Here is a 14,285-nt window from a genome sequence, read left to right as displayed (position 1 = left end):
GAGGATCTGTAAATGACAATAGCGACCCTCGGGTCGCTATTTTTTTATCGTATATTTTCGATTCAGTAGCAATACTAGGCGGGAATAAGATAACGCCTCTCAATAGCCCGAGCGAACAATACAATCACCGATACTAGGGCTAGATAGACTAAGGCGGCCAAAAAATAGGCCTTAAAGAATTGGAAATTGGTCGCAGCCAACTCTTGAACCCGAGCAAAGAATTCGGTGTATTGAATCAAGAAGGCCACCGAGCTATCTTTGAGATTCGCAATCACTTGATTGGTTAATGCTGGAATAGATAGTCGAATTACCTGTGGCAAAGTAATCAAGCGAAAGATTTGCAAGGGACTGAAGCCCTGAGCACTCGCCGCCTCTAGCTGACTTTTATCCAATCCGTTAAAGGCAGTCTTGAGATATGCCGCATTGTATGCTGCTACATTGAATGTAAATCCAATAAATGCAACTGTGAATGGAGAAAGTCGCACGCCCCACTGTGGCAAACCGTAATACATCAAGAACAATAAAACGATTAGGGGCATACCAATAAAAAAGGAGATATATGAATTAATAGCTCTACGCACATATTGATTTTTACTCAGCGTGAGATAAAACACGACGATGCCTAAAAGCAATCCTGAAATACTAATCAAGCCTGCCAACTGCAAGGTCTTCACTAGCCCCGTCAAAATCAAAGGCATTTGCTCCGTGAGATCACGAGCGAAGGATGGCCACCCTCCCATTAACGCTTCTCCTCGGCACCAAAGAAGGCTTTAATATCTGGATCAGAATGTTGACTCAATACATCGATTCGATCATCAGCCCGAATGACGCCACGATCCAAAAACATTACAGTATCCGCAATATTGCGTGCCAAGTTCAGGTCATGGGTGACGCAGATCATTGTGATCCCCTCACCATGCAAGCGGTTGATGAGATCAGCAACATCTCTAGACATAACAGGGTCCAGTGCTGAGGTAGGCTCATCGAGCACTAAAACTGCCGGATCCATGGCAAGCGCACGGGCAATAGCCACCCTCTGCTTCTGTCCGCCAGAAAGCTGCGAGGGATATTTATTTTGATGGATCGTCATCTCAAAATGGGATAGCTCTTGGAGGGCTTTTTCTTTGGCCTCAGCCTTACCCATCTGATGCAATTTACGTAGACCTAATGACACGTTCTCTAACACGGTGAGATGGCTGTAAAGGGCAAATTGCTGAAATACAAAACCAATTTGCTTACGCAGCTCGCGGACATCCTCGTAAGGATGCAATACCTCTTTGCCTCTAAAAATAATCGATCCCGAGGTGGGCTCAACTAAGCGATTAAGGCAACGTAGTAAGGTAGATTTACCAGAGCCAGAGGCGCCCATCAAGACCCGAACATCACCCTCTTTTAAATCCAGGTTAATGTTGGATAAGACAGTTTGCCCATCAAACTCTTTTACCAAATCCCTCACTTGAATTAATGCCACAGGATTACCTCTTTAAATAATGTAGTACTCGCGCTCATGCTGGAGACATGCCTGGAATTTGGAAACGCTTACTCAGAAGTTGTACACCAACTAAGCAAATTCGGTAAATCACAAAATATAAAATGCCCACGGCTAGATAGACCTCAATGCCACGCAGCGTGGTAGAGGTGAGTGTCATCGCTTGCTTGGTAATCTCAGGGATCCCCACCGTATACGCAAATGGAGAATATTTGAGAACTGAGGTGAACTCATTGACCATGCCCGGCACAGAAAATCGCAGCATCTGGGGTAACTCGATAAACCTGAGAACCTGTATACGAGTCATTCCCATAGCCTGAGCAGCAATCACTTCAGCGGGATCTACTGAGTTAAACGCCCCCCGAAATACCTCGGCTAAATAGGCGGATGCCACTAAACCCAAACTGAGTGCCATCGCCATTAAGGGTGGAACTTTAAAGCCAATCCCTGGTAAACCAAAGTACACCATAAATAGTAAGACCAACACTGGTACACCCCTAAAGACATAGGTATAGCAGTCAATCAGCGGGGTTAACCAATAAATATCGAGACGGCGTAGGCTTGCTAAAAATAAGCCGACTACTAAGCCTGTTAGTGAGCAAACGAGAGTTACCAGAACCGTATAAGAAATGCCCTGAGCTAACTGGGCAAGAATATCCAGAAAAGTCACAGGGCAGCCTTTTGACTACTGATTAAGTTGTTAATAAATGGGGCTTACTTCATCCACTTATCAAGAATGGCTTTGATTTTTTCTGGCCCCAGTTCATTGAGGTATTTATCAAAATCATCGCGTAGCTTAGAGCCTTTAGCAAAAGCAAAACCTAGCTTATCAAAACCCTTAAATACGTAGCTACTCTGAATCGGCAACTGCAGTTTATTTTCGTAATTTAGAAATACAGGTTCCTCAATAAAGGCTAAGTCCAAATTGCCATTCTGCAGATCGGTAATCACTTCTGCGTATGAGGGGTAGAGCTTAACCTTACTTAATGAATAGTAGCCTTTTGGCTCTAGCTCATTCTTGATGAGATCATCGTAAGCCATGCCACGTGGATAGCCGATAGAGTATTTCTTGAGTTGATTCAAATCAGTGATCTGAATATTTTTATTTTTCATGCTGACAAGATGCCAAGCATTGTCATAGTAAGGCTGAGAAAAATCCATCACCTCTTTACGCTTATCAGTAATAGAAATTCCTGAGAAAGCCACATCAGCCTGACCGCTAGATACAGCACCCAACATTCCCGCCCAATCGTACGGAGTGACTTTTAAAGTACATCCACGAGACTGGCAGAAGCCCTGAAAAATATCCATATCAACGCCAACAATCTGCCCTTTGTCATCAAATAACATGGGGGGAGATGCAGGAGAAACAGCAACCTTAATTTCTTTGGTATCGGGGGACTTGGAGCAAGCCGCAATGGTGAGCACTAGAACAGCGGCAAACAATGCTAGAAAAATGCGTTTCATGGGGTAATTCTCCTATCCTAATCAATGGTGATATCCAGACTCTGGGTGCACACCAAGTATAGGGGAATTAGGGAGGCGCTGGCTACTGCAAGGTGTTTTTGAAGGCAGGCATCATAGGCATTGCCAATACCTCAATCCCCTCATCACGCAAAGCCTCAGCTTCGTCAAGCGTGGTTTGACCGCGGATACTGCGCTCAGGAGATTCCTTATAGTGAATTTTTCGAGCCTCTTCGGCAAAAGAACTCCCAACGTCCTCAGAGCGCCCCATCAACTCACGCATACCCTTTAAAAAGGCTGCCTGTACCTGTGCCTCCAACTGAGAATGGTCACTACCAGTCAACGCAACAACATCACCACTTAATGTGCCACTGACGCCAGCCGGATCCGTTGCGGCTGAGCTGGCAACGGCAAGCTCAGTTGAAGTCGGGGTATCTTTACTAGATCCTGATTTAGCAATATGGGGAGCCGATGGCATACGGGAAATCTCCGTGCTATCGCAAATAGGGCACGCCAGCATTCCCTTGTCTTGCTGTGCAAGGCAATCCTCTTCAGAGACAAACCACCCCTCAAAGCGATGAGACAGTGGACAAGCGAGGTTATAAACTTTCATAAGATCTATATAGGGGCAAAAATACCAAATTCAATAGACCTATTTTAAGGGATAGTTAGATTAGCCCGAGATAGGCTTAGGACTCACTAAACCGCGACGATAGCGATCCAACCAATAGGTCGCAATCGTTGTTTTGACGTCCGTAATCTCCCCCCGCTCTACCCAATCCAATAATTGCTCTAAAGGAGCAGCAAATACATCCAAAAACTCTTCATCATCCAAGTGGCTTTTGCCAGTGACTAAACCTTCAGCGAGATAGATATCAATAAATTCCGTAGAATACGAAATCACCGGATGAATGCGGCGTATAAAGCTCCATTTACTTGCAGAGTAGCCAGTCTCCTCCTCAAGCTCTCGTTGAGCACAAAGCAATCGATCTTCACCAATCTCCAACTTACCTGCAGGAATCTCAATACAGGCCTTTGCAATGGGGTAGCGATATTGGCGCTCCATCAGTACCCTGCCATCATCTAGGATCGCCAAAATAGCGACTGCGCCTGGGTGAGTAAGATACTCGCGCACCGCCTGATTTCCATCTGGCAGACTCACTTGATCGCGCTTCATATTCAAAAAGATGCCACCGTAAATATCCTCACCGGACAAGCGCTCTTCCCTTAAATGGGCATCGCCAATTGGCAAGTCTTTAAATGATTTTTCAGTCATGGTGCATCTTTCATTAATTGAAGGTCCATCATACAAAATCTGGGTGACAACAAAAGAAAAGGCTCCGATGAGGAGCCTATATCGCAAGTTAATTGATGATTCCGCCTATGAGCCTAGCAGAGTGCGGCGCATTGCATCCAAGCAAACAGCCATCAGCCCGGCTGGAAGGATCCCTAAAGCCAGAACCAATATCGCATTCAAGCTCAACAGTCCGCGGGCAAAACCAGATCCAGAAATCTCAGCAGCATGCTCTTCTTTTGGCTCATCAAAGTACATCACCTTAACCACTCGCAAGTAGTAGAAGGCGCCAATCAAGGATGCGATCACTGCAATAATGGCCAAGAAAGTATGCTCGCCATCAACGAGAGCTTCAAGTACGCCAAGTTTGGCAGCAAAGCCCACTGTTGGCGGAATACCAGCCAAAGAGAACATCATTACTAAGCCAATGAAGGCAAACCAAGGGTGACGCTTATTTAAACCCTTGAGGTCGTCAATCGTTTCGCAATCATGGCCCTTGCGTGACAACATCATGAGCAGACCGAAGCTACCCAAGGTAGTCAATACATAGGTAATGACATAGAACATGGATGCACTAAATGCATGATCATCAAACACGGACAACATGCCGAGCAATACAAAGCCCATTTGCGCAATCGCAGAATAAGCCAGCATCCGCTTAATATTGGTTTGCGCAATAGCAGTGACGTTACCTACTACTAAGGATAAAACGGCAAGAATCACCAGCATTGGCTGCCAATCACCCATCAGCGGCAACAATGTATTTACCAGGAGTCGGAAAAGCAAAGCAAAAGCAGCTAGCTTGGGTGCAGCTGCAATCATTAAAGTCACCGCTGTCGGAGCGCCTTGGTACACATCCGGCACCCACATATGAAACGGCACAACCCCCAACTTAAAGGCTAAGCCGGAGATGATAAATACCAAGCCGAAGGCCATAACCAAATGATTGACGCGTGGATCAGCAACAGTGCGGAAGATCTCAATTAAATCTAGTGATCCAGTAACGCCATACAACATAGACATGCCGTAGAGTAAGAAACCAGATGCCAGAGCTCCAAGAATAAAGTACTTAATGCCTGCTTCAACACTCTTCTCGCTGCTATGACGCATCGCCACCAGGGCATAGGTTGGCAAAGCCATCAGCTCAAGACCTAAATAGAGTGTCAGTAGGTTTGCGCCAGAGATTAATACAAATTGACCTAACAAGGCTAACAAAACCAAGACAATGAAATCAGGACGGAATAATGCGCGATCAGTCAGATACTGTTTTGAATACACCAAGCTCACCAATACCGCAGCACATGAACAAGCTTTCAAGAGGTTTGATATGGGATCTGACTGAAATAAGCCATTCATAGCTACGATGGATACGTCTCCCATGCGAGCTACAAAAGCAATAATCAAGTAGACCAACAGGATGATGGTGAAAAAGTAAACAAAGCCAACACCACGTGGCGTATGGAAAATATCTTGCTCTACACCAGGGGTTGCTGGCTGACGCTCAGGAACATAAACGCTTGCCACCAACAAAAGACAGGCGACTACAAGTAAAACGAGTTCTGGCAGGACGGCGTATAGGTCAAATGCTTGCATTAGCTTTTACTCAGAGTTTGCTAACAGCAACATGCTGTAGCAGATTAATCACAGCTGGATGAATGATGTCGGTAAAAGGCTTTGGATAAACACCCATACCGATCACACAGATAGATAGTGCTGCCATCATGAAATACTCGCGCGCATTGAGATCTTTTAATTCCTCAACATGCTGATTGGTAATTGTGCCGAAGAATACACGCTTGACCATCCATAAAGAGTAAGCAGCACCTAAAATCAAGGCGGTTGCTGCCAGGATACCAATCACAAAGTCGTAATCCACGGCAGCCAGAATCACCATGAACTCGCCCACGAAACCCGAAGTAGCAGGTAATCCGCAGTTCGCCATCGCCATCAAGACTGCAAAGGCTGTAAATGCAGGCATGCGGTGTACAACGCCACCGTAATCAGCGATTTGACGGGTATGCATGCGGTCATACAACACACCAATTGAAAGGAACATGGCACCCGCAACAAAGCCATGAGAAATCATCTGCACGATACCGCCCTCGATACCGAGGGGACTGAAGAGGAAAAAGCCGAGAGTCACAAAACCCATATGCGCTACTGATGAGTAGGCCACCAGCTTCTTCATGTCTTTCTGAACCAGCGCTACTGCACCTACGTAGATCACAGCCACTAAAGATAAGAAAATGATGAAGGGGCCAAGATACTGACTTGCGTCTGGAGCAATTGGTAATGAGAAACGCAAGAAGCCATAAGCACCAAGCTTCAACATGATCGCAGCCAAGACTACGGAACCACCAGTAGGCGCTTCAACGTGAACGTCTGGCAACCAAGTATGCAAAGGCCACATTGGCACCTTCACAGCAAACGCCATAAAGAAGGCAAAGAACAGTAGGATTTGCTCAACGATATCTAGACGGGCGTTATGCCAAGCCAAGATATCAAAAGTATTGGTAGCGTTATACAAGTACAGCATGGCAATCAAGGTCAGCAATGAGCCAAGCAAGGTATACAAGAAAAACTTAAATGCCGCATAGATACGGTTGTGACCACCCCACACCCCGATGATGATGTACATCGGAATGAGGGTTGCTTCAAAGAATACATAGAACAACAAAGCATCCAAGGCAGCAAATACACCAATCATCAATCCAGAAAGGATTAAGAAAGAGGCCATGTATTGCGAAACCTTCTTGTCAATCACTTCCCAAGCAGCGATCACCACGAAGATATTGATGAATGCGGTCAAAACAATAAACCAAACCGATATACCGTCGATACCCAAGTGATAGTTAATGTCGTAACGCGGAATCCAACTCATCTTTTCAACAAACTGCATACCAGGGTTGGCAATATCAAATTCCATCACCAAAGGCAGAGTGGCGATGAAGCCAAGCACAGAGCCCACGAGAGCCAACCAGCGAACACCGGCAGTCGGTTTCTCCGAACCGTAGAACAAAATAATGATGCCGAAGAAAATCGGAATCCAGATGGCAAAAGAGAGAGTCATGATGGCTACTTAAGTAACAAAGGCCTAGCGAACAAAAGGCAGGTAAGCGTACAAAACCCAAGCTAGCAAGACCGCCAAGCCCGCAATCATTGCAAAGGCATAGTGATAGAGATAACCGGATTGCAAATGGCGAATCACTGCAGATAAGCGCCCTACTGCATGCGCACTACCGTTAACCAAGAAACCATCGATAGCCTGCTGATCACCGCGGTGCCACAAGATGCCACCGATCCATAGCAAACCTTTAGCAAACACCGCCTGGTTGAGATCATCGAGATAGTATTTGTTATCCATCAACTTCTTGATTGGCGCAAATGCTTGAGCCACCACACCAGGCAACTTCGGAGCCCAGAGGTAGCCAATTGCCGCAGTGAGTACACCCAGCACCACCAATAGCAACACTGGTGAAGTCAATGAATGTATTGACATCGAAATCGGACCATGGAACTCTTCAGCAAGTTCTTTCATGGCAGGATGTTTGCCAATATCAACAAAGATAGAGTCGCCAAAGAAAGTACCAAACAATAAAGGCGTAATCGTGTAGTAACCAATGATGACTGATGGAATTGCCAGCAAGATCAGCGGCAAAGTAACAACAAAAGGTGACTCATGTGGTTTTTGACCGGGGGCTAAGCCATGGTGCGCATGATCATCCCCTTGCTCTGCGTGATCATGATGGTGATCGTGCGCGTGAGCATCTTCATGACCCCAACGGGCTTTACCGTGGAACACATAGAAGTACAAACGGAATGAGTACAAAGCCGTTACAAAGACGCTGGCCATGACCGCGAAGTAAGCAAAACCAGATCCAGGAATATGGCTAGCTGCTACCGCTTCAATAATGGAGTCTTTTGAATAGAAGCCCGAGAAAAATGGTGTGCCAATTAGTGCCAAGTTACCCAACAACATCATGAGACAAGTGATTGGCATGTATTTCCAGAGACCACCCATCTTGCGCATATCTTGTTCATGGTGCATTCCCAATATCACACTACCTGCCGCAAGGAATAAGAGCGCTTTGAAGAATGCATGCGTCATCAGATGGAAGATGGCAATTGGATAAGCAGATACGCCCAATGCAACAGTCATGTAGCCCAACTGAGACAGTGTTGAGTACGCTACTACCCGCTTGATATCGGTCTGAACAATACCCAAGAAACCCATAAATAGCGCAGTGATCGAGCCAATCACTAAGATAAAGCTCAACGCCGCATCAGACAACTCAAATAAAGGTGACATGCGTGAGACCATGAAGATACCAGCTGTAACCATCGTTGCCGCATGAATCAATGCAGATATTGGGGTTGGGCCTTCCATGGAATCTGGTAACCATACGTGCAATGGGAACTGAGCTGATTTACCCATCGCGCCAATGAAGAGGCAGATACAGGCTACGGTTACCAAGTTCCAGCTCGTACCAGGCAAGGTTTGTGCAGCCAAAGCAGTGTTCTGAGCAAAGATCACGTCGTAGTTCATGGATCCAGTGCTGGCCAGAAGTAAACCGATACCGAGAATGAAACCAAAGTCACCAACACGGTTGACCAAGAAAGCCTTCATATTGGCAAATACCGCAGATTGACGCTCATAGTAGAAGCCAATCAACAAATAAGAAACCACGCCTACCGCTTCCCAACCGAAAAAGAGTTGCAAGAGGTTGTTACTCATTACGAGCATCAACATAGCAAAGGTAAAGAGTGAAATGTAGGAGAAGAAGCGGTTGTAACCCTCCTCACCTTTCATATAACCAATGGTATAGATGTGAACCATCAAAGAGACAAAGGTCACTACACACATCATGGTGGCAGTTAATGGATCTATTAAGAAGCCAATATCCAGATTGAGTTCACCCAACTGCATCCAGCGATAGACAGTGCCATTGAAATAGAAACCATCCATGACTTGTACGAGCACAAAACAAGACAGAACGAAAGCAATCATCACACCTAAGATAGTTACGAACTGGCAGGCGCCGTTACCAATGCGGTTACCACCTAATTTGGTACCGAACAATCCAGCAATGGCTGAGCCAAATAATGGCGCCAGCGGAATTGCACAGAGAACAGGAAGAGTTAAGGTCAATTGCATGACTAGCCTTTTAGGTGGTCAAGGTCTTCAGCATTGATGGTATCTACCTTACGGAAGAGAACAACCAAAATTGCCAAACCGATTGCCGCCTCAGCAGCAGCCACAGTCAAAATAAAGAATACGAATACCTGACCAGCCATATCACCCAAATAGTGAGAGAAGGCTACAAAGTTCATGTTCACCGAAAGGAGCATTAATTCAATAGCCATTAAAAGCACGATGATGTTCTTGCGGTTTAAGAAAATACCAATCACGCTAGTCGCAAACAAGATTGCGCCGAGCACTAAATAATGAGCGAGGGTAATAGTCATTTCTTCTCCCCACGGGCATCTTGCTTTGCAGCCATATCAGAATCCATCTTGATGATGCGCATACGATCAGCAGAATTTACGCTCACCTGCTCATGAATATTTTGGGCTTTCGAATCCTTGCGATTGCGTAAGGTCAATGCAACAGCAGCAATGATGGCCACTAACAGAATCACGCCAGCAACCTCGAAGGCATAAACATAGTCAACGAAGATCAACATGCCTAAAGCTTGTGTATTACTTGTAGCCATCTCTTCAAGCATGGGCTGTACTGGAGTGCTAGTGCCGATAAAGCTGCGAATCAAGACGATCGATAGCTCTAATACGATGACAGCACCCATCAAAAAAGCTACGGGAAGGAATTTCTTAAAATCGCGACGTAAATGCTCGAGATCCAGATCCAGCATCATGACCACGAAAAGGAAGAGCACCATCACAGCGCCAACGTACACCAAAATTAAGGCCAAGCTGAGGAACTCCGCTTTCAGTAGCATCCACAGGCCAGAAGCGCAGAAGAAAGCAAGAACCAAAAAGAGTGCGGCATGGACTGGATTGCGCGCAGTAATCACGCGCACTGCTGAGACCACTAAAAGGCCAGCGAAAGCATAAAAGAATGCTGCGAATAAAGTAGAAGTATCGAATGTCATATGTTCTTGTGCTCGATTCGATTAACGATAAGGCGCATCAGCTGCGCGGTTAGCGGCAATATCTTTTTCATACTTATCGCCTACTGCCAAGAGCATGTCTTTAGTGAAATAGAGGTCGCCGCGTTTCTCACCGAAATACTCGAAAATATTGGTTTCGACAATAGCATCAACCGGACAGGCTTCTTCACAGAAGCCGCAGAAAATACACTTTGTCAAATCAATGTCATAGCGACTGGTGCGACGCGTACCGTCATCGCGCTCAGCTGTTTCGATTGTGATTGCGTAAGCAGGACAAACTGCTTCACACAGTTTGCAACCAATACAACGCTCTTCACCATTCTCATAACGGCGTAATGCATGTAAACCGCGGAAGCGAACAGACTGAGGTGTCTTCTCTTCAGGGTATTGAATCGTAATTTTTGGCTTAAAAAGATAGCGACCGGTAATCGACATACCGACCAAAATATCTTTCAGCATCAAGCTATCGAGGAATTGGGAAATTTTCTTAAACATGATTGATCAACTTATTTCCAAATATTCAATGGAGATACAACCCATGCGCCAACGACAACTACCCAGAATACGGAGATGGGAATAAAGATCTTCCAGCCCAAACGCATAATCTGGTCATAGCGATAGCGTGGCAATGTGGCACGCAACCAGATGACGCAAGACAAGAGGAAGAAAGTTTTGGCAAACAGCCAGAAGAAGCCAGGGATATCGCGTAGGATTGGTAAATCTACAATCGGCAACCAACCACCCAAGAACATGGTGGATGCTAGAGCAGCGATCAAGATCATGTTGGCGTATTCAGCCAAGAAGAACATCGCAAACGCCATACCGGAATACTCAACCATGTGGCCCGCAACAATCTCAGACTCACCTTCAACCACGTCAAATGGATGACGATTCGTTTCAGCAACGCCAGAGATGAAGTAAATCAGGAACATCGGGAGCAAGGGCAACCAGTTCCAAGAGAGGAAGTTCAAGCCCATGCTGGCGAAATAGCCCTGCTCTTGTGAGGCCACAATCGTGCTTAAGTTCAAAGAACCGGAAGTCAATAAGACCGTAACTAGCGCAAAGCCCATAGCGATTTCATAAGAAATCATTTGAGCTGAAGCACGCATGGCTCCAAGGAATGGATATTTAGAATTAGATGACCAACCGGCTAAGATTACGCCATAAACACCAATGGATGAGATGGCCATCACATACAGTAATCCAGCATTCACATCAGCCAAGACCATTTTGGCCTGAAAAGGAATCACAGCCCAAGCAGCAAAGGCCGGCATGATCACCATGACTGGTGCAATGAAATACAGCACTTTACTTGCTTGGGTTGGAGAAATGATCTCCTTCATCAATAATTTCAAGGCATCGGCAATCGGTTGCAGCAATCCCAAAGGACCAACACGGTTTGGCCCAAGGCGGATATGCATCCAGCCGATTAGCTTACGCTCCCAAAGAGTCATGTAAGCAACGGCAGCAAACATCGGCAATACGATGATCACAATGCGTAGCAAAGCCCAAACAAGTGGCCATAGCGAGCCAAAGATAGCCTCACCTTGGGTGGTAACGAGGTTCAAGAAATTATCCATCTCGTCCCTTATGCCTTACTAACTGTTACGGGACCAAACATCGATCCCAATTGAGCGCTAGCCATAGTGCCTGCAGAAATTCTGACGGCACCCTTGGCTAGGTTCACTTCTAATGTGGCAGGCAAATCTGCAGACTGACTACCTTGAGTCACTCGCACAGCATCCCCCTCTTTCAAGCCCAACTCATTGAAGAGTGCTTGACCCAAGCCAACTTGATTGCCACGCTTTGCATCACGTGTTAACTGTAGTGCAGATGAACGACGCACGATTTGATCGCCGGCATAAATACCCACATCAGATAAGCGCTCTAAACCTGCTGATGGAGTTGCCTTGCCATTAGACAGGCTAGTGACTACAGATTGATTGCTAAGCTTCGTGCAGTAGTTATCACCTAGGGCTTCACCCAATACTTCTTCAGGCATGTTGTAGAGGAAACCATCTAAATTCAATAAGCCGCCAAGAACACGGAGAACCTTCCATGCTGGACGAGAATCGCCCAAAGGTTTTACAGCTGGCTGAATAGTTTGCGTGCGAGCTTCTGCGTTGATAAAAGTGGATACTGTTTCTGTAAATGTGGCGATAGGCAGAATGACATCAGCCACCTCTAGTAGATCGGCACTCTTGTAGGCACTGAGAGCAATCACTGTATTCGCTTTAGCCAATGCAGCGCGTGCTTGCGCAGGATTGGGTAAATCCGCATCGGGCTCGATATTCATCAAGATCACAGCGCGGCGCTCACCAGATAAAACGGATTCAACGCCAGCGCCGTTAGCGTTTACCAAGCTAGCACCTACAGCGTTGCCACCAACTGGCAAGAAACCTAAAGTTGCGCCAGTCTGCTCAGCAATGAATTGCGCCAGTACATGTAAATCAGATGCATATGGATGGGCTATTGCGGCCGAGCCCAGCAATACTGAAGTAGCTGTGCCAGAAAGCAAGCTATCCGCAATCTTTTGCGCAGTAGCAGACACCATTAAGTTAGGTGTACCAGTTGGAGCAGAAACAGATTTAGCTTTAGCGACTGCCAATGCAACTTCGCCTAATGCATTGATCCATGCACTTGGAGTTGCGGCAATAGCAGTGGCGGGAATCAACCAATCATCGCCACCTGTATCTATACGTGAAACTTGCAAACTACGTTTAGCTGCAGTACGTAAACGTGCAGCAATTAATGGCTGCTCCTTACGCAAGAAGCTACCGATTACTAGAACCCGGTCTAACTCACTTAATTTGCTAATCGGCATACCTAACCATGGGGCAGAGGCAGAACCCTTTACATCAGTTTGACGTAAGCGAGTCTCGACTTGATTGGAGCCCAAACCACGAATCATCTTTTGGAGAAGGTACAACTCTTCAGTACTAGAGATTGGATGCGCTAGAGCAGCCACTGCTTCAGGACCACTCTCAGACGAAATAGTTTTGAGTGAGTGAGCAACATAATCCATTGCAGACTGCCAATCAGTCTCGAGCCACTGACCGCCCTGCTTCACCATGGGTGTTGTTACACGATCAGCACTATTCAAACCTTCATAAGCAAAGCGATCACGATCGCTAATCCAGCATTCGTTAATTGCATCATTCTCTAAAGCAACGACACGCATGACTTTATTAGATTTTGTTTGAATCGTAGTGTTGGCACCTAGACTGTCATGCGGGCTTACTGAACGCTTGCGACCCAATTCCCAAGTACGCGCTGCGTAACGGAATGGCTTGCTTGTTAAGGCTCCTACTGGGCAAATGTCAATCATATTTCCAGATAACTCTGAATCAATGGTTTGACCGGCAAAAGTAGTGATTTCAGAATGCTCACCGCGATTGACCATACCCAATTCCATTACGCCAGCCACCTCTTGGCCAAAACGCACGCAACGAGTACAGTGAATACAACGGGTCATCTCCTGCATGGAGATAAGTGGTCCTACATTCTTATGGAATACAACACGCTTCTCTTCTTCGTAGCGTGAATTTGATTTACCGTAACCCACCGCTAAATCTTGTAGCTGGCACTCACCACCCTGATCGCAAATTGGGCAATCCAAGGGATGGTTAATCAGCAAAAACTCCATCACTGAGCGCTGCGCCTCTACTGCTTTAGCTGAGTGCGTAAACACCTTCATACCTTGCGTCACTGGTGTTGCACAAGCTGGCAACGGTTTTGGTGCTTTCTCTACCTCTACCAAACACATACGGCAGTTAGCGGCGATAGATAATTTCTTGTGATAGCAGAAGTGCGGAATATACGTATCAAGCTTATTCGCAGCGTGCATCACCATCGAACCTTGCGGAACCTCTACCAACTTACCATCTAATTCGATTTCAACCATGCTCAC

The 14,285-nt window shown here is 46.2% G+C and carries 14 protein-coding genes; all 14 read right to left on the bottom strand.

What is annotated here, in order from left to right; translation table 11 throughout:
* Window positions 1–74 precede the first annotated feature (74 nt).
* Window positions 75–740 (bottom strand): amino acid ABC transporter permease, encoded by a 666-nt coding sequence (locus ICN27_RS04220; protein ID WP_216269086.1) that lies wholly within the window; start codon window positions 738–740, stop codon window positions 75–77.
* A complete protein-coding gene (locus ICN27_RS04215; RefSeq protein WP_216269085.1) occupies window positions 740–1,471 on the bottom strand; it encodes an amino acid ABC transporter ATP-binding protein in 732 nt (243 codons plus the stop codon). Before ICN27_RS04215 ends, ICN27_RS04220 begins: the two co-directional genes overlap by 1 nt.
* 34 nt (window positions 1,472–1,505) lie before the next feature.
* Complete coding sequence (locus ICN27_RS04210) at window positions 1,506–2,159, bottom strand: amino acid ABC transporter permease (RefSeq protein ID WP_216269084.1); 654 nt, start codon at window positions 2,157–2,159, stop codon at window positions 1,506–1,508.
* Window positions 2,160–2,203: 44 nt separating this feature from the next.
* A complete protein-coding gene (locus tag ICN27_RS04205; protein ID WP_215309977.1) occupies window positions 2,204–2,956 on the bottom strand; it encodes a transporter substrate-binding domain-containing protein in 753 nt (250 codons plus the stop codon).
* An 82-nt stretch (window positions 2,957–3,038) separates the two neighbouring features.
* Window positions 3,039–3,566, bottom strand: a complete 528-nt coding sequence (locus ICN27_RS04200) for a DUF1178 family protein (RefSeq protein ID WP_216269083.1) — start codon at window positions 3,564–3,566, stop codon at window positions 3,039–3,041.
* Window positions 3,567–3,626: 60 nt separating this feature from the next.
* The gene (locus ICN27_RS04195) at window positions 3,627–4,229 is read right to left on the bottom strand and encodes an NUDIX domain-containing protein (RefSeq protein ID WP_216269082.1); all 603 of its coding nucleotides are present in this window, start codon (window positions 4,227–4,229) and stop codon (window positions 3,627–3,629) included.
* 105 nt (window positions 4,230–4,334) lie between these two features.
* Window positions 4,335–5,840: an NADH-quinone oxidoreductase subunit NuoN gene (nuoN, locus tag ICN27_RS04190; RefSeq protein ID WP_215309971.1), complete on the bottom strand. Its 1,506-nt coding sequence runs from the start codon at window positions 5,838–5,840 to the stop codon at window positions 4,335–4,337.
* A 10-nt stretch (window positions 5,841–5,850) separates the two neighbouring features.
* Entirely contained in the window at window positions 5,851–7,317 is a 1,467-nt protein-coding gene (locus tag ICN27_RS04185) for an NADH-quinone oxidoreductase subunit M (protein WP_216269081.1), read from the bottom strand.
* A 24-nt stretch (window positions 7,318–7,341) separates the two neighbouring features.
* A complete protein-coding gene (gene nuoL / locus ICN27_RS04180) occupies window positions 7,342–9,402 on the bottom strand; it encodes an NADH-quinone oxidoreductase subunit L (protein ID WP_216269080.1) in 2,061 nt (686 codons plus the stop codon).
* Between the two features lie 2 nt (window positions 9,403–9,404).
* The gene (gene nuoK / locus ICN27_RS04175; protein WP_015420930.1) at window positions 9,405–9,713 is read right to left on the bottom strand and encodes an NADH-quinone oxidoreductase subunit NuoK; all 309 of its coding nucleotides are present in this window, start codon (window positions 9,711–9,713) and stop codon (window positions 9,405–9,407) included.
* Window positions 9,710–10,357 (bottom strand): NADH-quinone oxidoreductase subunit J, encoded by a 648-nt coding sequence (locus tag ICN27_RS04170; RefSeq protein WP_216269079.1) that lies wholly within the window; start codon window positions 10,355–10,357, stop codon window positions 9,710–9,712. The genes nuoK and ICN27_RS04170 overlap by 4 nt, the downstream gene beginning before the upstream one ends.
* A 21-nt stretch (window positions 10,358–10,378) precedes the next feature.
* The gene (nuoI, locus tag ICN27_RS04165) at window positions 10,379–10,870 is read right to left on the bottom strand and encodes an NADH-quinone oxidoreductase subunit NuoI (RefSeq protein WP_215306593.1); all 492 of its coding nucleotides are present in this window, start codon (window positions 10,868–10,870) and stop codon (window positions 10,379–10,381) included.
* An 11-nt stretch (window positions 10,871–10,881) separates the two neighbouring features.
* The gene (nuoH, locus tag ICN27_RS04160) at window positions 10,882–11,955 is read right to left on the bottom strand and encodes an NADH-quinone oxidoreductase subunit NuoH (protein WP_216269078.1); all 1,074 of its coding nucleotides are present in this window, start codon (window positions 11,953–11,955) and stop codon (window positions 10,882–10,884) included.
* Window positions 11,956–11,963: 8 nt separating this feature from the next.
* Entirely contained in the window at window positions 11,964–14,279 is a 2,316-nt protein-coding gene (nuoG, locus tag ICN27_RS04155; RefSeq protein WP_216269077.1) for an NADH-quinone oxidoreductase subunit NuoG, read from the bottom strand.
* Window positions 14,280–14,285 lie beyond the last annotated feature (6 nt).

This window comes from Polynucleobacter sp. Nonnen-W13, assembly GCF_018881735.1.
Lineage (GTDB): Bacteria > Pseudomonadota > Gammaproteobacteria > Burkholderiales > Burkholderiaceae > Polynucleobacter.
This window is presented reverse-complemented; position numbering and strand designations above follow the sequence as displayed.